Source organism: Rhizobium leguminosarum bv. trifolii WSM2297, from assembly GCF_000271845.1.
Map to the genome: position 1 here is coordinate 4,619,090 of NZ_JH719395.1, position 21,079 is coordinate 4,640,168.

The window sequence follows — 21,079 nt, forward strand, 5'->3', positions numbered from 1 at the left end:
GGGAACTCATACGGGCGAGAGCCAGCGAGCAGCTTGAATATGACACGGAATGGTAGCAATGTTGCCGCGCTGGCTGGGGGATCAGGTCATGGGAACGATTGTTGCTGCGCATGCTTATGTCAACAACGAGGTCGCCTATGTGGCCTGGGACATCGACGACAAGATCGATGGATGCCTTGGCTTCGAAGTCGTCCGCGTCTATCTCGACGACCAGGGAAACGTGTCGAAAAGACCCGATGGCAGCGAGGACCGTGTCACTTGCGCCGCCTGGGTCGCCTTCAAGGGACAACGCAATCCGCATTGGCTGCCGCAAACGACGTCGCTCTGGCCGGTGCAGAAGCTTTCCTGGCGCGATCTGACGCTGCGCAAGCGGCGCAACGAAATGAAACGGCGGCCGGACGAGGTCCGGGTGCGTTACGAGATCCGTCCGCTCGGCGATCTGAAGCCGGGCATGCCGGCCGCCCCCGATCCGACGCCTCAGCTCGTCGAGATCAACAAGCGCGACGAACACGGCAAGCCGATCAAGAAGCTTGACGGCGCCTACGAGAAGATCGCGGTCAAGGCCTATGAGGGTCCGCCGCGGCCGCTCGGATATCTCGGGCCGGCGGTCGCCTCCAATCCGGTGCATGTGACGCGCAAGCGTGGCCAGTTCGAGTCCACCTTCACCAATGGGATTCTCGCCGCGCAGTGGTTGCGAAACGTCCTGCTGGAAGACGGTGTGAAGCAGCCGAACGAGCTGATCGACATGATTTCCAATCCGGAAAACGGCATCCGTAAATATCTTGCCGGCGATGTCATTCCGATGCTGAAGGAATTCATGAATGCGCCCGGCCGCTTCCTCGTCGCGCTTTACGAGCTGGAGGATAAGGAACTGCTCGACCTGCTGCTTGCCAACAAGGACAAGTTGCGCGTCATCCTCGCCAATACGGGAAAGGTCGGAGACGCCTGGGATGTGCGCAATCATGACGCTCGCCAGGCGCTGATCGATGCCGGCGTCGAGATTCATCACCGGATGTTCAACAATTCGAGCCAGATCGGCCACAACAAATTCGTCGTGCATCTACCGTCCGACGGCGCCGACCGCAGCGTGTTCACCGGCAGCACCAACTGGACGGCGACGGGGCTCGCCGGCCAATCCAACAACGCGTTGATCGTTCGCAACGATGAGATTGCCTCGGTCTATGTCGCCTATTGGGAGCGGATGCTGGAAGACAATGCGACGCTGGAAGCGCCCGTCGAATTCGATGACGGCATGCCCGACAACCAGCAGAGCAAGGCGTTCCGCCATTCAAACGAGACGCCGTCCATAGTGCCCACCGACAATGGCGCTTCAATCGAAGCATGGTTCTCACCCAACATGCAGAGCCGCAAAAAGGGCAAGGCGACGCCGCCCGACCTGCGTGAAGTCTACCGGCTGATGCGCCGTGCCGAGCACGCCGTGCTGTTCCTCGCCTTCTATCCCGGCCAGTCGGGTAGGGATTGCATCGTCGGCCAGGCGATCGATATTGGCCTCAAGGATCAGAAGCTGATCGTGACCGGCGCCGTTTCAAGCGCCCAGGCCATGCCCAATTATGTCGCCGGCAAGAAGAACGATCTCGACGACGAGGACGATGACACCGAGGCTGTCTCGCCCCATACTTTCGAGGAGGCCAACGTCTCGATCGTCCGCGCCTCGCGCATCGACGACCGCCAACTGCTGGCGGATTTCGGCGCCGAGGAACTGACGGCCAAGAAGGTCGGCGCCATCATTCACGACAAGGTGCTGGTGATCGATCCCCTGTCGGACGATTGCGTCGTCGTTCTCGGCAGCCACAATCTCGGCTTCAAGGCCTCTTACGGCAATGACGAAAATATGCTGATCGTCAAAGGCGACCGCGCGCTCGCCGAGGCCTATGCCGTCCACATCCTCGATGTCTATGATCACTACCGCTTCCGCGCCGTCGAGGCGGAGCTGAAGCGGCAGGGCAAAAAGGGCTGGTCGGGCTTTCTCAACGTCGACGACAGCTGGCAGGACGGCTATGTGAACCGCACCAAGGGTGCGCTGACGCGGTATTTCGCGGCAGGCTGAATTCCGGGAGAGGCTGCCGGCGGCGCACCGCTGCCGTCAGCCTTCCGGCAAAGGCACGAACTCCTCTTCGTCGCCGGGAACGATATCGAAGCGGCCGGTGCGCCATTCCTCCTTGGCCTGTTCGATCCGCTCCTTCGAGGAGGAAACGAAATTCCACCAGATATAACGTTTCGAATTCAGCGCCGCGCCGCCGAACAGCATCAGGTGACAGCCATCGCTGCCGGCTTCGAGCGTGATCGGATCGCCCGGCCGGAAGACCAGCAGCTGGTCGGCGGCGAAGCGGTCGCCTGAGATGACGACCTCGCCCGAAAGCACATAGACGGCGCGTTCTTCATGTGCCGCGCCGAAGGGAAATTTGGCGCCCGGCTGCAAGCTGAGATCAACATAGAGCGTGTCGGAGAAAACCCCGACGGGCGACGTCATGCCTTCGAACGAGCCGATAACCACACGCCCGCGCACGCCTGGCGTTTCGATCAGCGGCATCTCGGTCTTTTCCGTATGGGTAAAGCAGGGATCGATCTCCTCCTTGTCGTCGGGCAGTGCCAGCCAGGTCTGCAGCCCCGACATCAGCAGCGGATGGCCGCGTAAATTCTCAGGCGTGCGCTCGGAATGCACGATGCCGCGGCCTGCCGTCATCAGATTGATATCGCCGGGACGAATGACCTTTTCGGTGCCGAGGCTGTCGCGATGGCGGATCTCGCCGTCGAAGAGATAGGTGACCGTCGACAGGCCGATATGCGGATGCGGCTTGACGTCCAGCGCCTCGTTGGGCTTCAGGATCGCCGGCCCCATGCGGTCGAAGAAGATGAACGGCCCGACGAGCCGCCGCTGCCTTGTCGGCAGCGCACGCCGCACCTGGAAACCGCCGATATCGCTGGTGCGCGGAATGATCAGGTTTTCGATCGCATCACAGGCGAAGGCATCGCCGGGCAGGGGATCTTTACCGGGAAAGAAGGACATGGGGATCTCCGATCGCTGTAGTGCAGCGCCTCATTCCAGACGCGCATAGGAGGCTGCAGCACTTTGAATTGCGACATCATGCAGCAGGATATTGACCACAAATAGTGCCTGCAGCGCCACGCGTCCAATTGGACAGGCTACGCATCCCCAATCTCAGATGGCCGTGAAGCCGTTATCGACGAAAAGGTGGGCGCCGTTGACGAAGTTCGATTCGTCGCTGGCGAGGTAAAGGGCGGCCCGGGCAACGTCTTCGGGCTCGCCGATCCGCCCCTGCTGGGCAGCGATGGCGGCATCGGAGACGTCGACGCCGAGCGCCTGCAGGTCGGCCACCTCGCGCAGGCCATGCGGCGTGCGAATGAAGCCGGGGCAGACGGCGTTGCAGCGGATATTGCGATCGCGGAATTCGACCGCGATGGCACGGGCAAACATATGCACGGCACCCTTGGTTGTGTCGTAGAGCACTTCCATCGGCGTGGCGGCGACCGCCGAGATCGACGAGGTGCAGACGATCGATCCGCCGCCCGCCGCAATCATCTTCGGCAGCACAGCCTTGGTCATCAGGAACATCGAACGCACATTGACGGCGTGCAGCCAGTCCCATTCCTGAAGCGTCGTTTCCAGGAAGGGTTTGATGACGATGGTGCCGGCATGGTTGAAGAGCACGGTGACGGCGCCGTAACGTTCCTCGACGCCGGCGACGGCGGCATTGACGGCTGTTTCATCGGAGACATCGGCCACCCAGCACTCGGCCTCGCCACCGGCGTCGCGGATCTGCTTGACGGTTTCGGCGGCTGCCTGACCATTGCGGTCGATGATCGCCACCCGCGCGCCTTCCGCCGCAAACAGCTTCGAGGCGGCGCCGCCCATGCCGGTCGCACCGCCCGAGATAATGGCGATCTTGCCCTTCAATCTGTCCGTCATTGCTTGTCCCCTCAAGATTCTGGAAGGGGATCATAGATCGGCCACAAGCGGATCGCCAAGTATCTTCAAGGGGGAGTTTCGTCTGGGCTTCAGGCCCCGTCGAGCGGCTCGACGCCCTGCGGCTTGCCGGCGCGGTCGAGCCGGATCTTCTCGATGCGGTTTTCGGCGGCCGAAAGCAGCGTCTCGCAATGTTTCTTCAGCGTTTCGCCGCGTTCATAGATCTCGATGGATTCATCCAGCGCCACGTCGCCGCGTTCCAGCCGGGCGACGATGCTTTCGAGTTCGGCGACCGCCTTTTCGAAGGAAAGGCCCGACACCTCGGGCTTAGCGCTGTCAGTCATTCTCAACCCTTCATCATTCGCAGAATATGCATGCCCGCCGATTCGGCGAGGCCTTCCAGATCATAACCGCCTTCGAGCAGGCTGACGACCCGGTTCTTGGCGTGCCGGTCGGCCAGTTCGAGCACGCGTCCGGTCGCCCAGTCGAAATCTTCGCCGGTCAGGTTGATCTGCGCCAGCGGGTCGCGGTGATGGGCGTCGAAACCGGCCGAGATGATGATGAGATCCGGCCGGAAATCGGCAACGGCGGGCAGTACCCGCGATTTGAACGCCTCGCGAAAATGGTCGCTGCCGACATTCGGCGAAAGCGGCGCATTGACGATGGTGTTGTGTTTGCCCTTCTCGTCCTTGGCGCCGCTGCCGGGATAGAGCGGCATCTGATGCGTCGAGCAGAACAGCACCGAGGGATCGTCCCAGAAGATATCCTGGGTGCCGTTGCCGTGGTGCACGTCCCAATCGATAATGGCGACGCGCTCGGCGCCATGTCTCTTTTGCGCATGGCGGGCGGCGATCGCCGCATTGTTGAAGAAGCAGAAGCCCATCGCCGTCATCTTTTCGGCATGATGCCCCGGCGGCCGCGCGGCGACAAAGACGTTGTCGGCGGCGCCGGAAAAGACGTCATCCACCGCCGCCATCGCCCCGCCGATGCCGGTCAGTGCCGCCTGCAGGCTTTTGACGCTGGCATAGGTATCGGCTTCCAGCTGGTTGATGCGATCCTCTTCCTCGGGAATCTCCCGCATGACGGCGGTAAGATGTTCCTCCGGATGCGCCAGCAGCACGGCATCCTCGCTCGCTTGCGGCGCCTGCCGGCGGTCCAGCCGCTCGAAATTCGGATGTTCCAGCGCGACGTTGATGGCGCGGATCCTGTCCGATCGCTCCGGGTGGCCGGCGGGCGTCACATGTTCCAGGAAGATCGGATGTTCATAAAGACGGGTGCTCATGGAGACACTCTATCGGTCGCTTATGTCATGTTCCACAGCAGATGGGGCATCGCCGGATGATTTCAACAAGCGCGGTCGCCGCACCGTCCGACCGTCCGCCGCATTGCAATTCCTGTCATTTGCGGCGTTTACTTCGGCGAACGCCGTCGCTACTGTCGATGACGGGGAATTTTGTAGGCAGAGTTGTTGATGAACCAGTCGAAACGCCCTGGGGTGGCGGAAATACACGTGCCGTTTCGCGATGTCGATATGACCGGCCAGATGTTTCTGGGCTCCTATATTTCCTACGCCGAGTCCGTCATTGCGAGCTTCTGGTCATCGCGGCCCGAAGTGGAGGACGAGCCGAAATACAGCGCCACCAAGATTTCCTGCATCCTCCATCGCCCGCTGCATTACGACGAGCCGGCCATCTTTACCGCCGCCGTCGACAAGATCGGCGTCCGCTCGATCGGCTTCATCGTCTCGATCGACACCGGCGAGGAGCGCGCCGCCGAGGTGGAGATCATCTGGCAGGCCCGCGCGGGGGAAGATCAGCAGCCGGTGTCTTTGCCGGAGGAGACGCGGGACTGGCTCTACGGTTTTCTGGATTACAGCCCGTGATCACGATTGGCCGCAGAGCAGCGGTTCGCTGAGTATATTGATCTCGACGTTTGGATAGGCCCGCTCTTCCAGCAGGGTGAGGGATCCAGCCCGCACTCCGATGGGTAAACAACCCACGTCGAAGCTTACCGCTGGCACCGGCTCTTCAGCGAAAAACCTGAACAGTGTCATATGCGCTATGCGGGGCGGGGTTGGACGCCACTGTTCGAAGCAGATGGCCTGTGAAATGGCGAAGCGAAGCCTGCGCAATTCCGCCGGCTCCTCGGCTTTTACGAAGATAGCAGCTTCCGAAGCCGCCACCTCGTGAAAATGGAGGTCAAATGGCGGGGTCTCGTCGATCAGTCTTTCGACGATCTCCTTCCATCTTTCGCCGTTCCGCTTCCAGACCTCTTCTTTCGGAATGCTGAATTGGGCCGCGGCGTTGACCAGGGTGACGACCGTCATATGCAGGCTGGTGGCCGGTACGCGTGAGAGGGATGCGGCGCTGTCTCGCTCGACACTGGCTTGCAAGGCGGAGAGCTTTGACAGCGCCTCGCGATCGGGAAGAAATTGCAGGTGAAAGGCGCAACAGCGCTTGAACCACAGCGTGTCGATCTTCGTGCGGATCACGGCAGCAGGCCCTTCCACCAAACCTGGGCACGCCGCACAGAGAGCGTGCAATTCCGATACTTGCTATCACATCGCCAAACCGTTCGCCAAGGATGGCAGGAACCGGTCGGAGATCGGTCGCCCGGCTCAGTATTCGGAACCGCTTCTGTTGTTCAGATCGTGACGTTCGGTCCCCTTCAGGGGTGGATTGAAGACGCTGACCAGAATGAGGTCCTTGTCCTTGCCGCCCCGCAAATAGTGGCGGTCATGTTTATCGAGCACGTAGATGTCGCCGACGCGGATGGGAAAGACATTGCCGTCCATATCCTCGACCTCGCCTTCTCCTTCGATGCAGTAGCAGGCCTCCAGGTGGTTGCGGTACTGCAGCAGCGCTTGCGTGTTGGCGCGAACGACAGTGTGGCAGACCGTAAATCCCATCCCGTCATCGTTCGTCAGCAGGCGATGGCTCGTGCCATTGCCCCAATCGACGAAGCGCTCGGTCTCTTCCACTTCTTTTAGACTTCTCACAAACATGTGTTTTCTCCGGAATGACGGAGATTTTTTTGATCTCCATGATCCATTAGGCACTGAAATCCACCCCTGCTTCAAATGATCAATATTGAGAAATCTGTTAGGATAAGTTACATATATAAATCGACGCGAGACGAGTTTGGGGAAAGAACAGCGGATAATGAGGCCTGTCGATCATGTGAGGAATTCCAACATATGCAACTGCCGCCACTGAACGCCTTGAGAGCTTTCGAAGCGACTGCCCGGCTGATGAGCCTGTCGAAGGCCGGAGACGAACTGCATGTGACGCACGCGGCGATCAGTCATCAGCTCAAACATCTGGAGGCGTGGCTGGGCCGCAAGCTGCTGCAAAAATCCGGGCGCGGCGTTGCGCTGACCCCGGCGGGCAGCGAATATTACCTGGCCGTCACGGGCTCGTTGGCAGCCATCGCCCACGCAACGGGCAATATGCGCCGAGACCACAATATGCGTTCGATCACCGTCGGATGCATTCCTTCGATCGCCTCGCGCTGGCTGGTTCCCGCGCTCCCGTCTTTCCGCGAGAGCGATCCCGACCTCGACGTCAGGATCGTCTATGCAAAAGCGGAAGAGCGCTTCGATGACGAAAGCCTGGATGTTCTGATTACCATGGGCGAAGACCTGTCTGGGGGACGGGAGAGCCGCCTGCTTTTCTCCCGCCGCAACCAGCCGGTGGCCAGCGTTCATTATCTGGCCAAGCGGAATTGGACTGTCGACAGCGTTGCCTTTGCAGCGGCCGACCTGCTGCACGACGAATCCGCGGACGGCTGGAAAGAATGGTTCCGAAGGACTGATATAAAGGCGCCCGAGCCGGTTCGCGGGCCGATATTTCAGGATTTCAACATGCTTGCCACGGCGGTGATAGCCGGGCATGGCGTCGCATTATGCCCCGTCGAAGTGTTTCGGCGAGAGATCGAGCGCGGCGACCTCGTCGTGCTTTCGGACATCTCGACGGCAGAGACCCAGGGATATTACCTGATTACCAGCTCCTGGGCGAAAAGGCCGGTGCGTCGTTTTACCGAATGGTTCATTAGGGAATGCCGATCCGGTGCCGCCGATCATTGAAGCGCGCTTGTTCAAAACCGCCCTTCATGCTAGAAAATGGCATGGACAACACCCTGATCAGCACTTTCGTGATGATGATGCCGCGCTCATAGCGTGGCGGGTTTCGTGCGTCCACATGCACCAGCGACCGCCCTCGAGGCGGTCTTTTCATGGGCGATCCGTCTCGCGGGCAACAACAGCCTTCGAAAGGAAACGCCGATGAACAAGATCTACCTCACCACCTCGATCCCCTATGTCAATGCCGCGCCGCATGTGGGCTTCGCCCTCGAACTCGTCCAGGCCGATGCTTACGCCCGCCATTTCAGGCTTCTCGGCCATGACCTCAGGTTCCAGTGTGGAACCGACGACAACAGCCTGAAGAATGTCAGGGCTGCCGAAGCCGCGGGATTGCAGGTGAGGGACTTCGTCAATGCCAATGCCGACAGGTTCGAGCGCCTTGGCCGCCGGCTCGATATCTCCAACGAGGAATTCGTCCACACCTCCCGCGATCCAAGGCATGTCGCCTGCGTCCACGCCTTATGGCGGGCCTGCGCTGAAAACGGCGATCTCTATCGCAAGGCCTATGAGGGCCTCTATTGCGTCGGCTGCGAACAGTTCTACGAGCCGTCGGAACTCGATGACGGGCGCTGCCCGGAACATGGGATTGCTCTTGAGATCGTCCGCGAGGAGAACTGGTTCTTCCGTCTCTCCCGATATGGCGGCAGGCTGCTCGAACTGATCGAGACCGGTGAATTTCGCATCGTCCCCGCCCATCGGCGCAATGAAGTCCTTGCCCTGCTGCGGCGCGGGCTGACCGACATCAGCGTCTCGCGCAGTGCCGAACGGGCGCGAGGCTGGGGCGTTGCCGTTCCCGATAGCGATGGCGCCGATGGAGGCGAAGTCGTCTACGTCTGGTTCGATGCCCTGGCGAACTATCTCACAGGCCTTGGCCACGGGGCCGATGAAGCGCTCGTGCAGCCTTATTGGCACGGTGGAGAACGCATCCACGTCGTCGGCAAGGGCATCTCCAAGTTCCACGCCATCTATTGGCCGGCCATCCTGCTGTCCGCCGGCCTGCCGCCGCCATCGTCGCTGCTCGTGCACGGTTACGTCACGGTCGACGGCAGGAAGATCGGCAAGTCGGCCGGCAACGGCATCGACCCGGAAGGCATCATCGACACCTACGGAACGCCGGACGCGCTGCGTTATTACCTGCTCCGGCACATACGGTCGGGCGACGATGGCGACTTCTCGGCCGAGCGTCTCGAAGCCGCATGGTCGGACGAACTCGCAGGCCAGCTCGGAAATCTCGCCAACCGGGTGCTTGCCCTTTTAGATCGGTCGTTCGGCGGCATCGTACCGGCCGTGCCGGACACCGAATTCGTGCAGCAGGCTCTCCGGCTTCCTGGGAAGGTGGCGGAGGCTTTCGACGCCTACGAACTCCATGTCGGCCTTACCGATATTTTCGAGTTTATCGGCGAGGCGAACCGGCGGTTTACAAAACGCGCACCATGGGCGGATGCGAAAGCGCTGCTTGGCGATGCCGCTCCGGAGGATCGCAAAGCGACCGCCGAACGTCTTGGCGCTTGCCTGGCCGAGCAGGTCTTCGGCCTTGCGATCGTTGCCCGCTGCCTCCTGCCGTTCCTGCCGGGCTCGGCTGCAAAGCTGCATTCCAGGCTGGGAATAGCGTCTCCTCGCCTCTATCGGGATCCCATGATCGTGAGTGGGGTTAAAAGCCGCTGCACAAGCCGTGCTCTTTCCGCAAAGAGCGGTTGCCTGTGCGTAAGCGGCCCGAGAGAAAATATTCTGCGCTGTAAGTCAGCAGCGCAGGAGAGTGTCATGAAACTTTCATATTGGGGCCATTGCCGGTCTCGCAATAATAATCTACTATTTTAATCAGGAAACAAGATTTCCTGAAACAAAACGAAAGGATACTGATTGGATACATTTTTCTCGGATGGTGTGCTCTTCGCATGCTTCATCCTGTTTTGTGCCCTGATGATCATGAGCAGCAAGCACAAGTCGGGCAGCTCTGGCGACGGCGGTGGAGTTGGGTTCGACACCTCCCATGGCGGCTGTGACGGCGGGGGTGGAGACGGAGGTGGTGGAGATTAGATAAGCTGAAATCGATAGAATGCCCGACCGCCTTGAGGCGGTTTTTTGTTGCCCGGTTTCCAGGCCATGCTGAGACGACAGAGACGGGAGCTTGGAGGGGAAGGGCTGCAGGTGAGGGGTCGACTTTATCGATATGCCGCCGCCGCCTAGGTCCAATTTCAGAGAATCGGCAGCAGACCTAGGAATTGAGGCTCGCGACCTGCAACGACGGAGGTTGAGAGACGATCGCCATCGACGGCGCCGCCAACGCACAATGGCCGCCCTCGACGAAGGCGGCCATTGATGGGATTTGCGATAGAGTACCGACTCTTATGCGCGCGCCGGCAACAGGGGATAGCCGACCATGACGGCGCGGCCGACGAGGGCGGCGACGAAAGCCTTGATCACGTCCCCCGGAATGAAGGCCATCGAGCCGACAAAGGCCTTCGTGAAGCCGAGACCGGCGACGGTCGCGAGATAGGTGATGCCGAAAGCATAGAGCACGACGATGCCGCCGGCCATGGCGGTGAGGAAGAAGCTCACCGTCTGCACGAGGCCGGATTGCTGCTCGTTGACCAGTCGCTCGCTGAGAAAGCCGGTGACGAAGGCGGCAAAGATCCAGCCGACCAGGAAGCCGGCTGTTGGCGAGGCGAAGATGGCAAGCCCGCCGCGGCCGCCCGAGAGCACCGGCAGGCCGATGGCGACCAGCAACAGCACGATCAGCACGGCGATGGCGCCGCGGCGCGCGCCAAGCACGACGCCGGCCATCATGACGCCGAGCGACTGCGCGGTGATCGGCACCGGAATGAAGCCGAGCGAGATTGGCGGCAGCAGGCCGAGCGCCACGATGATCGCGGCAAAGAGGGCGGTAAGAACGAGGTCGCGGGTGCTCATCATGACTTCCGTGTTTATCAATCGTTAACTTCCATGCCGCCGAATGCCGCGCGCGTCAATTGCCGCGGCGATATTATCCGCATCCTTGAGCGTCAGGATGATCAGCGGCGCAAGCAGTGTCGTCGGCCGAACCTTCAGCCCGCGGGCCCTGTGCGCCTCGCGGATCGCCTGATAACGCGTGACGATTTCCGGGACGAAGCGCAGCACCAGCCCAAGCGCCAGGCCGATGTCGTCGGCCCGCACCCAGCCGGTGCGTTCGAGCGGCCGGGAAAGCGCCGTCACCTCGTCGATGAAGGCGGTGATCGAAGTCGTCGCCGTCACGGCGGCGGCAAAAAGCATCAGCGCCGTCAGCCGCAGCAGCGGTACGAGCGCCTCCTGCCAGGGATGGAAAATCAGGTTGAAGAGCGCCACGACCGCGATCGTCAGGAAGATCGGCCGCAACCGGCTGAGCCCATCGCGAAGCGGCAGGCCGACCATGCGGTAGACGGCCGCCGCCAGCAGCATGGCGATCGAAAGCAGGAGGAGATTGCCGGTGATGAACAGCGCGATGCTGAAGGCTGCAAGCGACAACAGCTTTAGCCGCGGCGAAAGCCGGTGCATCACGCTGTTGCCTTCGACATAGAGCGACTGCATCAGGCAGCGATCTCCCTGTAGTGGGCGATCGCTTCGGCCGCCGGCGCATCCGCGGCAACCCGGCCTTCATGAAACAGCAATACCCGTTCGTAACCGGAGATCAGCTCCAGATCGTGGGTGATGACGATGGCGCTTTCCGGCAGCCCGGCGATAATCCCTTCGACCAGCGCCCGGTTCTTCAGGTCGAGCTGGTTGGTCGGCTCGTCGAGGATGAGAATACCGGGCCCCGTCGCCAGCACCGAGCAGAGGGCGGCCACCTGCAACTCGCCGCCGGAAAGCTCGTGCGCTCGACGATCGGCGAGCGCCTCGGCGCCGAAGCGGGCAAGCACGTCCTCGACCTTCGCCTCGATCTCCGCCTTGGTGAAGCCGCGCCGCTTCAGCCCGAAGGCGATGTCGTCCCGGACGATCGGCAGGATGATCTGGTTTTGCGGCGACTGGAAGATGAAGCCGACATCGGCCACCGCCGTCTTGTCGTCGGCCGTGTCGCGGCCGTTGACGGTGACCCGTCCGATCGTCGGCTTGGACAATCCGTTGATCAGCCGCGCGAAGGTGGTCTTGCCCGAACCGTTCAGCCCGATGACGCCGATGCGCTTGCCACTGATGCCGAGCGTCAGCGGCTGCAGCGCCACCCGCGTTCCGAAACTGACCCCGGCGCCTTCGAATTGTATGTCCAAATCCACCCCTCGCATTTTTACCGGAAGAGATTACCGGCGCCGGCGCCTCATCCGGCTGCCGCCACCTTCGCCCCGCGCGCGGGGAGAAGGGGATATGCCGCAACCTCTCCGTCCCCATCGACGCCTCGCAAGGCACGTCCCCTCTCCCCGCGAGCGGGGAGAGGGTTAGGGTGAGGGGCAGCCATTGGCGCCAACCTGACAGCAGTGCTTCTACAAAGAGCAAATCTCGCTGTCGATATCTGATAGCGATATCGGGTGGCTAGGAAGATTTTCCGCGGTATGATGCATCCATGACGAATCTGCTTTCCAATTCCGACGCCCGCCGGGTCTTCCTCGCCAAGCAAGGCCTCAGCGCCCCGCCGAACCGCGCCTTGACCAAGGAGGGCCTGCTGCAGCTGATCCGCGAGCTGGGCTTCGTCCAGGTGGACAGCATCCAGACGGTGGAGCGGGCGCATCACCAGATCCTGTTTTCCCGCAACCAGACTTACCGGCGCGAGCACCTGACGGCGCTGCTCGAAAAGGACGGCGCGCTGTTCGAGCATTGGACGCACGACGCCTCCATCCTGCCGAGCGCCTTCTTCGTCTACTGGAAGCACAAGTTCCGTCATCAGGAGAAGGTCATTATCGAACGCTGGCGCAAATGGCGCGGCGAGGGTTTCGAGACGGCTTTCGAGGAAACCTATGAGCGCGTCCATCGCGACGGCGCAATCCTCGCCCGCGACATCAAGGCCGACGGCCATGTCTCCGGCGGCTGGTGGAACTGGCATCCGAACAAGACGGCGCTTGAATATTTCTGGCACACCGGCAAGTTCGCCATCGCCGGCCGCTCGAACTTCCAGAAGATCTATGATCTCACCGAGCGCGTCATCCCGGCCGAGTTTCGCGAGCCGGAGGTGAGCCGCGAGGAATTCGTCGACTGGGCCTGCCGCAGTGCGCTGACCCGCCTCGGCTTTGCCACCCATGGCGAGATATCGGCCTTCTGGAGCCTCGTCTCGCCCGATGAGGCCAAGGGCTGGGTATCCGCCCATCGCGACGAGCTGATCGAAGTGCTGATCGAACCGGCGCTCGGGGCCAAGCCGCGCCCATCCTGGGCTTTTGCCGATTTCCTCTCGACGCTCGACAGCTACCCCGGCGCTCCGCCCCGCATCCGCGTGCTCAGTCCCTTCGACCCGATGATCCGCGACCGCAACCGCACCGAACGCCTGTTCGGCTTTTTCTATCGCATCGAGATCTTCGTGCCGGAGCCGAAACGCGAATATGGCTACTACGTCTTCCCACTGCTCGAAGGCGACAAGCTGATCGGCCGCATCGACATGAAGGCGGACCGGAAGAAGTCGACACTCGACGTCAAGCGGCTGTGGCTGGAGCCGGGTGTGAAGGCTTCGGCCGGGCGGCTGGAGCGGCTGGAGGCGGAGCTGGACCGGGTGGCGCGTTTTGCCGGCGTCGAGAAAGTCGTGCTTCTCGATGGGTGGCGAGAATGATTTTCGCCCGCTCCTAGGCGTCTTTCGTCAGCCTCATCCTTCAGTCGCAGTGGCAGGCGGGTAGCGGTCCATCCTCGCCGGGTTTCCGATTGTCGATGCTGTGCCGATTGACGTCTGCCGGCAGGTTCATCGCGATATTCTCCTTGAAGAAGCCATTCGGCTTCAAGGTGAACCCGGCATACTCGACCGGCATGATGGGAAAGTCTTCCGGCTTGCAGACATGGGTATGGCCGAAAGAGTGCCAAAGCACGACATCCGCATTTTCGATCGGCCGATTCTGTTTCACGTATTTCGGCAGCCCGTCGCCGCCGGCATGGACGTTCGGGTAATCGCCGCTGGCATATTTCTCCTTGGCGTCGAAAGCCGTGACCCAGATGTGCTTGGTGGCAAAGCCGCCGCGTTCGCGAACGGTTGACCCTTCCTGAGCGAGCATCACTGGGCTCGGCATGACGGCGACCTTGTAGCCGGGTGCACGGCCGACGCTGTTCTTCTCATTGGTGTTGCTCACCTTCCAGTATTTGCCGGTGACGCCGTCGGCGACAGCGGGCGAGTCCAGTTCGCGCGCCAGCAATTTCGTCGTCGTGTCGAAGACATTGCCGTAAGGATTGTCCTTGCCCCAGGGGCGCGGGACGAACTCGTGTTCGGTCACCGTGTTGCCGCCGCCGTCGACATCCATATGCAGACGGGCATTGAAGAAATGCTGATGGGTCGGGCCGCCGAGATTTTCGTCGACCATACCGCCCCACTGATAGGTCTCGCCGGGAGCGACCGCTGCCGTCTGGATGATGCCGGTCAGCTTGGCCTCCAGCTGGATCGTGCCGTCCTGGTAGAGATACCAGTAAAAGCCGTAATCGTAGTTGCCGACCGTGGCGAAGAAGCTGATGGCCAGTCGGCGCGAGCGGCGCACTTCGAAGATGCCGTTGCGGAATTCGTAGTGCTTCCACAGGATGCCGTAATCCTCTTCATGCATGCACACGGCATTTTTCATGACGAAGGGCTGGCCAAGGTCGTCGGCGGCCGGAATATCGAAATAGTGGATCTGGCCAAGGCAATCGCAGCCGAGTTCCAGCGAATTCGCAAGCCGGCCAAGGCCATACTCGCCGGCGTCGAATGCGCTCTTCCAATAGTGGTTTGCGGTCGGATCTGCATAGGGCACCACCATTTCGGTGACGCTGGCGCGGAAGATGATCGGCCGGAACCTCCCGTCATCCTTGATTGACAGTTCGTGCAGCACCAGACCCTCGCGCGGGGTGAAGCCGACGCGAAAGCTCCAGTTCTGCCATTCGACCTTCCAGCCATCGACGCTGAAGCTCGGACCATTCGGCTGGACGATGTTGAGCGGCTTCACATCCTTGCGCGTGTCCGGAAAGGCCTCGCGGCCATAGTTGCGTTTCTTCTTCGGAACCGGTGGAGCCTTCTCGTCGTCGACGAGATCGACGACTTTGTTGCTGATCAGGTCGACGACCGCAACGACGCCTTCGATCGGATGCGCGTAACCATTGTCGCGGACGTCTTCGCGCCAATAGCTGACGGCGCGCACGATGCGCTTGCCATTCTCGAAATCGCGGCCGAAATAGCCGGAGGAGAAAGGGTCTATCTGGATGAGCGCAATGTCCTCATCGGTGATCCCCCGGCGCTTGACGGCTGCAATCCAGCGAGGATCAGACTTGACCGTCGCTTCGACGGTTTCGAACTCGCACAACATGACCGGCGGCTGGCCGTAGGGTGCCTCGCCGAGCGGCAGGCGATCGAAGCTATGCACCTGCTTGCGGCTGAGATCGACGATAATTTCGGCCACCTCGCCAGATAAGCTGTCGAGCACCAATATGAAGGCAAGGCGCGGCAAGTTCGAGCCAGCCTTCCAACCGGCAATATCGGCCTTGGAAGGCTCTTCCAGCCGCACGATCGGGAAGCGGCATTGCGGCCCGAGCTTGCGGCTCTCCTTGGCGACCAGCATCGCCTCGTCGATCTCGGCGAGGCTTAGCGGGTCGAGCGGATGGGTGGCGGAAACCTGAATATCCATGAGAGTATCCTTCCTGAATGGAAAAATCGTGGCTGATACGGCCGCCTGGTTCGCCGCGCTGCCCTGGAGCAGCATGATTTCGGGCCGGATCGGCCTCGTACTCTAGTCCCGGGCAGCGCTGTGGCAGATGTCTGCCGTCATCAGCGCATCTCTGCCGTGGAAGCAATGGATGCTGCAAAGCAGGTGAAAGTGGATGGAGGCAGCAAACAGTATCGCAACACCGGTGGTGGCGATGACTGCGGAGAAACCGCGATCATCGAAGGAGGGGTGCAGAGCCTGCATCATTCGAAGACCTTTCCGAGTGAAGCATAGAGGACCGGCCGGTTCGACTTCAGCCAGACGGCAAAGGCAGCACCGAGCAGGCCGACGAGGGCGATGAGGTAGGGGAAGGATGAGACGATCAGGCTTTCCGAGCCCGACAGCAGCGACAGGTTGGCGCTGACAAGTCCCAGTGCGCCAAGGAGGCCGACCAACGAAAGCAGAGGCGCAATCAAGGTTTTCCAGCCGCTGAGGCCATTATCGGTCTTGCGGAAGAACACGATGATCGCCGCGCAGACCAGCACTTGGACGGCAAGGATGCCGATCGTCCCCAGCGCCGCCATCCAGGAGAACACCACGGCATAAGGGTCCTGGTTGCCGATCACGAAGCCGGCGAGGATGGCGGCGGCGATGGCGCTTTGAAACAGGCCGGCGACATAGGGCGAGCCGTGCTTGGCGTGCACTGTGCCAAGGACGCTGGCGACAATCCCTTCACGGCCGAGCGCGAAGAAGTAGCGATTGATCGTATTGTGGAAGGAGAGCACGCAGGCAAAGAGGCTGGTGATCAACAGGACGTTCATCACCTGCACCGACCATTGGCCGAGCACTGCTCCGGATGCGTTGAAGAAGAAGGTGTCCAGGCCGGCCTGCGCCGTTTCGGAAACCTTGGAGGGACCGTAATACTGGACGATCGCCCAGGTGGAGAAAGCGTAGAAGACCGTGATCAGCAGAACGGCGACATAGGTCGCGCGCGGGATTGTCTTTTCGGGCGTTTCTGCCTCCTCGGCAAAAATCGCCGTCGCTTCGAAGCCGATGAACGAGCCGATGACAAAGACGAGGGCCGCGCCGAGGCCGGGACCGAAAACCATCGATGGGGCAAAGGAAGTGAGGCTCATGCCTTCCGGGCCGCCGCCGCCAAGCACGATGCCGATATCGAGGAGAAGCAGGATGGCGATCTCGGCGACCATGCAAATTCCGAGAATATGGCCGCTGAAGGCAAGGTTGCGCTGGCCGCAAAGCATGACCACAATGATCGCCGCGAACGAGTAGACCCACCAGGGCAGGGCGATCCCGAGGGGTGTGAACGCTCCGCTCACGAAGACGCCGAACAGCGCATAGATTGCGATCTGCACCGAGCTATAGGTGACGATTGCCATCATTGCGCCGCCGACGCCTGCCGGTTTGCCCAGTCCCTGCGTGATGTAGGTGTAGAAGGCGCCGGCGCCGCCGACATAGCGGCTCATCGCCGTGAAGCCGACACTGAACAGCAGATAGAGAACGCCCGACAGCACGAAGGCGCCCGGCACGCCCGCTCCGTTGCCAAAGGCAAACGCGGCCGGCGACGCACCGACCACCGCCGTTAGCGGAGCAGCGGCAGCAACAACGAAAAAGACAATGTGAAGAAGGCCGATCGAGTTCTTTTGAAGACGACCTGACGTTTGGCTGGGCATACTCGTTTCGACAGACATGATAACCCCTCTTTTTAGCTTTTATCAGGTCAGGCTAGGGATTTCGGTCTGGTCCAAGAATTGCAAGTTACGCCATATATTCGATAAACCGCGCCATCGGGCGGCACGAAGGTGAACGGAATGGCAGCTGCATTTAATTTCAGCAGGCATCCTCCGGCAATTGCCGCTATTCGCGCCTCGGTTCTGGTGCCGCTGGTGCAGGAACTTGACAAAAACCACGGTAAAACCGACGTTTTGCTCGCCTGCCACGGGGTTTTGCGCTCGCAGCTTGAGGATCCCTATGCTTTCGTGCCGATGGCGCGCTACATCGCGATCTTTCAGGAGGCTGCCGAAATCCTGCATCAGCCGGCCCTTGGCGCGCGCTTGGGAATGTCTTTCAAGCCTGCCGATATCGGGCCGCTCGGCATCCTTTTCTCGGCATCTTCCACGATGCGCCTGGCATTTCAGCGACTATCCAGGCACGTCGTTGCGCTGCAGGGTGCGACCAGCGCCGGCTTGCTGGAAGAGGGCGATAATCTGATCTGGAGCTATAAGCTCGAGGATCCGCGCATGTGGCCGCGCCACCAGGACGCGGAGTATTCGATCGCCGCGTCCTGCCAGCTTGTTCGCAGCTCTTTCAGTGCCTCGTGGAGACCGGTCGAGGTTCACTTCGAGCATTCCGCCCCGCGTCACAAGGCAGACTTACAGAAGATATTCAGGGCACCGATCGTCTTTTCTCAGTCCGGCAACCGCATCGTCATGACGAAAGCAGACGCAGACAGGCTTTACCGCAACGAGCACCGAGACCTTACGGCCATTCTCGAACGGCACATCGGCGACCTCGTGACCGACAAGGTCGATCGCGACAGCCTCCGGGAACAGGTCCTGTCGATCATCTCGATCTATCTCGGCCATAAGCCGATCACCGTCGTGGCGATTGCCTCGGAGCTCAACCTATCGGTAAGGACGCTGCAGCGACGCCTGAGCGATGAGGGAACCTCGATCCGCGATCTGATCCGCGACTATAGAAGCGAGATCGCGCTTTTACATCTGCGGGCCGGCGCCACCGGATATGCGCGGCTGGCGGATACGCTCGGTTATGCCGACAGCACCGTGTTCTGGCGGGCTTTCAAACGCTGGACGGGCGCGGCCCCGTCACAGCTTGATTTGGCAGACAACGCCGAGCGGTTGAGCTGAATGACCGGCCGCGGCTTTCCACGACCCAATCAGCAAATCTCCGTCTTGCTGATCTTGATCCCAAAACCTTCCAGGCCGACATAGTGGCGCTCGCGGCTGGTCAGCAGCTTGATCGAGCTGACGCCGAGATCCTTGAGAATTTGGGCGCCGAGGCCGATTTCCAGCCATTCGCTGTCGCGCGTCTGCGCTTCGGCATGGGCTTCGCGGCCCTGGTTGCGGGCCTTGCGGCCATTGTCGGTGTGACCGACCCCGACCGAGCCCTCGCGCAGATAGACGATGACGCCGCGGCCTTCCTCGGCGATCTTCTGCATGTAGAAATCGACCGGGCTGTTCTTGCCGAACAGATCCTCGGCGACATTTTCCGGATGCAGGCGCACCGGGATGTCGACGCCATCGCGAATGTCGCCGAAGACGACGGCGAGATGCTGCATCGGGTCCCAGGGCAGGGAATAGGTGTGGGCTTTCGCCTTGCCGAACGGCGTGTCGACGTCGAAACTCGTGCCGAGTTCGATCAGCGTTTCCTTGCGCTGGCGGTAGGCGATGAGATCGGCGACGGAGACGAGCTTCAGCCCGTGCTGCTCGGCGAAATCGACCACCTGCGGGCCGCGCGTGACGGTGCCGTCGTCATTGACCAGTTCGGAGATGACGCCGATCGGCGGCAGGCCGGCGAGCTTGCAGAGGTCGACGGCGGCTTCCGTATGGCCGGAGCGCATCAGCACCCCGCCCTCGCGGGAAACCAGCGGGAAGATGTGGCCGGGACGGACGAAATCGGCGGCGCCGACATTCGGATTGGCGAGGTTGCGCACCGTCAGCGTCCGGTCGTCGGCGGAGATGCCGGTCGTCGTGCCGTGCTTGAAATCGACCGAGACGGTGAAGGCCGTGGTGTGGGCGGAATCGTTTTCCGCCACCATGGCGTTGAGGTTGAGGCGCTTGGCCTCTTCCTTCGGCATCGGCGCGCAGACGATGCCTGAGGTGTGGCGGACGATGAAGGCCATCTTTTCCGGCGTGGTATGGACGGCGGCGACGATCAGGTCGCCCTCGTTCTCGCGGTCATTGTCGTCCATGACGACGACGATCTCGCCGGCCTCGAAGGCCCGGATGGCGTCGACGACGCGCTTCTGGTCGTAAGACATGGGACGCTCCTATTTCAGACGGCCGGTCTGGCCGCGGTCGCGAAGATAATGATCGGCGATGGCGCAGGCGACCATTGCCTCACCGATCGGCACGGCGCGGATACCGACGCAGGGGTCGTGCCGGCCCTTGGTGCGGATGTCGACATTCTTGCCGTCGGCATCGATCGACTGGCGCTCGGTCAGGATCGAGGAGGTCGGCTTGACGGCGAAACGCGCCACCACCGGTTGGCCGGTGGAAATGCCGCCCAGAATACCGCCGGCATTGTTGGAAAGGAATATCGGCGTGCCGTCATTGCCCATGCGCATCTCGTCGGCATTGTCCTCGCCAGACGTTTCGGCCGCGGCAAAACCATTGCCGATCTCCACACCCTTGACGGCGTTGATCGACATCAGCAGCGAGGCGATATCCTGGTCGAGCTTGGCATAGATCGGCGCACCGAGGCCGGCCGGCACGCCTTCGGCGATCACTTCGACAACAGCTCCGATCGACGAGCCGTTCTTGCGGATGCCGTCGAGATATTCCTCCCAGACCGGCACGATCGCCGCATCGGGCGAGAAGAACGGGTTCTGCCCGACCTGATCCCAATCCCAGTTGCGCCGGTCGATCTTATGCTTGCCGATCTGCACCAGCGCGCCGCGTACGGTGACACCCGGGACGACGAGCCGGGCGATGCCGCCGGCCGCGACTCTGGCGGCGGTCTCGCGCGCCGAGGAACGGCCGCCGCCGCGATAATCGCGAATGCCGTATTTGAGGTCATAGCTATAATCGGCATGGCCGGGGCGGTATTGCCTGGCGATCTCGCCATAATCCTTGGAGCGCTGGTCGGTATTCTCGATCAGCATCGAGATCGGCGTGCCGGTCGTCGTCATCGTCTCGCCGTCGGCATCGAGCATGACGCCGGACAGGACCTTCACCAGATCGTCCTCGCGCCGCTGCGTGACGAAGCGGGATTGGCCGGGCTTGCGCTTGTCGAGCCAGACCTGCAGCTCCTCGAGCTTGAAGCGCAGCCCCGGAGGGCAGCCGTCGACGACGCAGCCGAGCGCCGGACCATGGCTTTCGCCCCAGGTGGTTACGCGGAAGAGGTGACCGAATGTATTGTGCGACATGTGTTCCCACGGTGGCGCGCCAAAGCCGGTCGCGCCATTGCTTGAAAAGGCGCGACACTCATAGGCCAAAAAACCGTCGAGGCAAAAGCCTTTCTTTGCGCCAAACCGGCAGCTGCGGAAATGCTGTT

19 protein-coding genes and 1 pseudogene are annotated in these 21,079 nt (G+C 61.4%); 6 read left to right on the forward strand and 14 right to left on the reverse strand.

Features of this window, described 5'->3' with window-relative positions:
* Window positions 1-88: 88 nt before the first annotated feature.
* Entirely contained in the window at window positions 89-2,068 is a 1,980-nt protein-coding gene (locus RLEG4DRAFT_RS37515) for a phospholipase D-like domain-containing protein (RefSeq protein ID WP_037095075.1), read from the forward strand.
* Between the two features lie 36 nt (window positions 2,069-2,104).
* Here RLEG4DRAFT_RS37515 and RLEG4DRAFT_RS37520 read toward each other — a convergent pair whose 3' ends face one another.
* The 4 genes from RLEG4DRAFT_RS37520 to RLEG4DRAFT_RS37535 all read right to left on the reverse strand — a co-directional run bounded on the left by RLEG4DRAFT_RS37520 (window position 2,105) and on the right by RLEG4DRAFT_RS37535 (window position 5,228).
* Window positions 2,105-3,028, reverse strand: a complete 924-nt coding sequence (locus tag RLEG4DRAFT_RS37520) for a pirin family protein (RefSeq protein WP_003584652.1) — start codon at window positions 3,026-3,028, stop codon at window positions 2,105-2,107.
* Window positions 3,029-3,181: 153 nt separating this feature from the next.
* On the reverse strand, window positions 3,182-3,949 hold the full coding sequence (locus RLEG4DRAFT_RS37525; RefSeq protein ID WP_003584654.1) for an SDR family NAD(P)-dependent oxidoreductase: 768 nt from the start codon (window positions 3,947-3,949) through the stop codon (window positions 3,182-3,184).
* A gap of 89 nt (window positions 3,950-4,038) precedes the next feature.
* On the reverse strand, window positions 4,039-4,290 hold the full coding sequence (locus tag RLEG4DRAFT_RS37530; protein ID WP_003584656.1) for an exodeoxyribonuclease VII small subunit: 252 nt from the start codon (window positions 4,288-4,290) through the stop codon (window positions 4,039-4,041).
* Window positions 4,291-4,292: 2 nt separating this feature from the next.
* Entirely contained in the window at window positions 4,293-5,228 is a 936-nt protein-coding gene (locus RLEG4DRAFT_RS37535) for a histone deacetylase family protein (protein ID WP_003584657.1), read from the reverse strand.
* A 189-nt stretch (window positions 5,229-5,417) separates the two neighbouring features.
* Here RLEG4DRAFT_RS37535 and RLEG4DRAFT_RS37540 point away from each other — a divergent pair, with 189 nt between their 5' ends.
* Window positions 5,418-5,828: an acyl-CoA thioesterase gene (locus tag RLEG4DRAFT_RS37540; protein WP_003584659.1), complete on the forward strand. Its 411-nt coding sequence runs from the start codon at window positions 5,418-5,420 to the stop codon at window positions 5,826-5,828.
* Here the strand turns inward: RLEG4DRAFT_RS37540 and RLEG4DRAFT_RS37545 are convergent, their stop codons facing one another.
* Both RLEG4DRAFT_RS37545 and RLEG4DRAFT_RS37550 read right to left on the reverse strand, forming a co-directional pair.
* Window positions 5,829-6,437, reverse strand: a complete 609-nt coding sequence (locus tag RLEG4DRAFT_RS37545) for a 2'-5' RNA ligase family protein (protein ID WP_003584661.1) — start codon at window positions 6,435-6,437, stop codon at window positions 5,829-5,831.
* A 126-nt stretch (window positions 6,438-6,563) separates the two neighbouring features.
* Entirely contained in the window at window positions 6,564-6,950 is a 387-nt protein-coding gene (locus RLEG4DRAFT_RS37550) for an ectoine synthase (RefSeq protein ID WP_003584663.1), read from the reverse strand.
* Between the two features lie 192 nt (window positions 6,951-7,142).
* Here RLEG4DRAFT_RS37550 and RLEG4DRAFT_RS37555 point away from each other — a divergent pair, with 192 nt between their 5' ends.
* Together RLEG4DRAFT_RS37555 and RLEG4DRAFT_RS37560 are read left to right on the forward strand one after the other, a co-directional pair.
* Window positions 7,143-8,030 (forward strand): LysR substrate-binding domain-containing protein, encoded by an 888-nt coding sequence (locus tag RLEG4DRAFT_RS37555; RefSeq protein WP_003584665.1) that lies wholly within the window; start codon window positions 7,143-7,145, stop codon window positions 8,028-8,030.
* 198 nt (window positions 8,031-8,228) lie between these two features.
* Window positions 8,229-9,795 (forward strand): annotated as a pseudogene (locus tag RLEG4DRAFT_RS37560) (methionine--tRNA ligase).
* Between the two features lie 638 nt (window positions 9,796-10,433).
* Here RLEG4DRAFT_RS37560 and RLEG4DRAFT_RS37565 read toward each other — a convergent pair.
* The 3 genes from RLEG4DRAFT_RS37565 to RLEG4DRAFT_RS37575 are packed head-to-tail and all read right to left on the reverse strand — an operon-like array spanning window position 10,434 to window position 12,304.
* Window positions 10,434-10,997: a biotin transporter BioY gene (locus tag RLEG4DRAFT_RS37565; RefSeq protein ID WP_003584669.1), complete on the reverse strand. Its 564-nt coding sequence runs from the start codon at window positions 10,995-10,997 to the stop codon at window positions 10,434-10,436.
* A gap of 24 nt (window positions 10,998-11,021) precedes the next feature.
* Window positions 11,022-11,630: an energy-coupling factor transporter transmembrane component T family protein gene (locus RLEG4DRAFT_RS37570; protein WP_003584670.1), complete on the reverse strand. Its 609-nt coding sequence runs from the start codon at window positions 11,628-11,630 to the stop codon at window positions 11,022-11,024.
* Entirely contained in the window at window positions 11,630-12,304 is a 675-nt protein-coding gene (locus RLEG4DRAFT_RS37575) for an energy-coupling factor ABC transporter ATP-binding protein (RefSeq protein ID WP_003584672.1), read from the reverse strand. The genes RLEG4DRAFT_RS37570 and RLEG4DRAFT_RS37575 overlap by 1 nt, the downstream gene beginning before the upstream one ends.
* 290 nt (window positions 12,305-12,594) lie before the next feature.
* Here RLEG4DRAFT_RS37575 and RLEG4DRAFT_RS37580 point away from each other — a divergent pair, with 290 nt between their 5' ends.
* Window positions 12,595-13,785 (forward strand): winged helix-turn-helix domain-containing protein, encoded by a 1,191-nt coding sequence (locus RLEG4DRAFT_RS37580; protein ID WP_003584675.1) that lies wholly within the window; start codon window positions 12,595-12,597, stop codon window positions 13,783-13,785.
* 40 nt (window positions 13,786-13,825) lie between these two features.
* Here the strand turns inward: RLEG4DRAFT_RS37580 and RLEG4DRAFT_RS37585 are convergent, their stop codons facing one another.
* From RLEG4DRAFT_RS37585 to RLEG4DRAFT_RS37595, 3 genes are all read right to left on the reverse strand, one after another.
* On the reverse strand, window positions 13,826-15,808 hold the full coding sequence (locus RLEG4DRAFT_RS37585; RefSeq protein WP_003584676.1) for a primary-amine oxidase: 1,983 nt from the start codon (window positions 15,806-15,808) through the stop codon (window positions 13,826-13,828).
* Window positions 15,809-15,910: 102 nt separating this feature from the next.
* Complete coding sequence (locus tag RLEG4DRAFT_RS37590; protein ID WP_003584677.1) at window positions 15,911-16,093, reverse strand: hypothetical protein; 183 nt, start codon at window positions 16,091-16,093, stop codon at window positions 15,911-15,913.
* Window positions 16,090-17,535, reverse strand: coding sequence for an APC family permease (locus RLEG4DRAFT_RS37595; RefSeq protein WP_003584679.1), 1,446 nt, complete (start codon window positions 17,533-17,535; stop codon window positions 16,090-16,092). Before RLEG4DRAFT_RS37595 ends, RLEG4DRAFT_RS37590 begins: the two co-directional genes overlap by 4 nt.
* A gap of 120 nt (window positions 17,536-17,655) precedes the next feature.
* Here RLEG4DRAFT_RS37595 and RLEG4DRAFT_RS37600 point away from each other — a divergent pair, with 120 nt between their 5' ends.
* Window positions 17,656-18,711, forward strand: coding sequence for an AraC family transcriptional regulator (locus RLEG4DRAFT_RS37600; RefSeq protein WP_003584681.1), 1,056 nt, complete (start codon window positions 17,656-17,658; stop codon window positions 18,709-18,711).
* Between the two features lie 29 nt (window positions 18,712-18,740).
* Here RLEG4DRAFT_RS37600 and ribB read toward each other — a convergent pair whose 3' ends face one another.
* Together ribB and aroC are read right to left on the reverse strand one after the other, a co-directional pair.
* Window positions 18,741-19,844, reverse strand: coding sequence for a 3,4-dihydroxy-2-butanone-4-phosphate synthase (gene ribB, locus RLEG4DRAFT_RS37605; protein ID WP_003584683.1), 1,104 nt, complete (start codon window positions 19,842-19,844; stop codon window positions 18,741-18,743).
* Window positions 19,845-19,853: 9 nt separating this feature from the next.
* Window positions 19,854-20,951: a chorismate synthase gene (gene aroC / locus RLEG4DRAFT_RS37610; RefSeq protein ID WP_003584685.1), complete on the reverse strand. Its 1,098-nt coding sequence runs from the start codon at window positions 20,949-20,951 to the stop codon at window positions 19,854-19,856.
* Window positions 20,952-21,079: the final 128 nt, after the last annotated feature.

Bases quoted from the DNA above. Each gene is read 5' to 3' on its own strand.
- RLEG4DRAFT_RS37515 (WP_037095075.1), top strand. From the start codon at position 89: ATGGGAACGATTGTTGCTGCGCATGCTTATGTCAACAACGAGGTCGCC.
- RLEG4DRAFT_RS37520 (WP_003584652.1), bottom strand. From the start codon at position 3,028: ATGTCCTTCTTTCCCGGTAAAGATCCCCTGCCCGGCGATGCCTTCGCC.
- RLEG4DRAFT_RS37525 (WP_003584654.1), bottom strand. From the start codon at position 3,949: ATGACGGACAGATTGAAGGGCAAGATCGCCATTATCTCGGGCGGTGCG.
- RLEG4DRAFT_RS37530 (WP_003584656.1), bottom strand. From the start codon at position 4,290: ATGACTGACAGCGCTAAGCCCGAGGTGTCGGGCCTTTCCTTCGAAAAG.
- RLEG4DRAFT_RS37535 (WP_003584657.1), bottom strand. From the start codon at position 5,228: ATGAGCACCCGTCTTTATGAACATCCGATCTTCCTGGAACATGTGACG.
- RLEG4DRAFT_RS37540 (WP_003584659.1), top strand. From the start codon at position 5,418: ATGAACCAGTCGAAACGCCCTGGGGTGGCGGAAATACACGTGCCGTTT.
- RLEG4DRAFT_RS37550 (WP_003584663.1), bottom strand. From the start codon at position 6,950: ATGTTTGTGAGAAGTCTAAAAGAAGTGGAAGAGACCGAGCGCTTCGTC.
- RLEG4DRAFT_RS37555 (WP_003584665.1), top strand. From the start codon at position 7,143: ATGCAACTGCCGCCACTGAACGCCTTGAGAGCTTTCGAAGCGACTGCC.
- RLEG4DRAFT_RS37565 (WP_003584669.1), bottom strand. From the start codon at position 10,997: ATGAGCACCCGCGACCTCGTTCTTACCGCCCTCTTTGCCGCGATCATC.
- RLEG4DRAFT_RS37570 (WP_003584670.1), bottom strand. From the start codon at position 11,630: ATGCAGTCGCTCTATGTCGAAGGCAACAGCGTGATGCACCGGCTTTCG.
- RLEG4DRAFT_RS37580 (WP_003584675.1), top strand. From the start codon at position 12,595: ATGACGAATCTGCTTTCCAATTCCGACGCCCGCCGGGTCTTCCTCGCC.
- RLEG4DRAFT_RS37585 (WP_003584676.1), bottom strand. From the start codon at position 15,808: ATGGATATTCAGGTTTCCGCCACCCATCCGCTCGACCCGCTAAGCCTC.
- RLEG4DRAFT_RS37590 (WP_003584677.1), bottom strand. From the start codon at position 16,093: ATGATGCAGGCTCTGCACCCCTCCTTCGATGATCGCGGTTTCTCCGCA.
- RLEG4DRAFT_RS37595 (WP_003584679.1), bottom strand. From the start codon at position 17,535: ATGTCTGTCGAAACGAGTATGCCCAGCCAAACGTCAGGTCGTCTTCAA.
- RLEG4DRAFT_RS37600 (WP_003584681.1), top strand. From the start codon at position 17,656: ATGGCAGCTGCATTTAATTTCAGCAGGCATCCTCCGGCAATTGCCGCT.
- ribB (WP_003584683.1), bottom strand. From the start codon at position 19,844: ATGTCTTACGACCAGAAGCGCGTCGTCGACGCCATCCGGGCCTTCGAG.
- aroC (WP_003584685.1), bottom strand. From the start codon at position 20,951: ATGTCGCACAATACATTCGGTCACCTCTTCCGCGTAACCACCTGGGGC.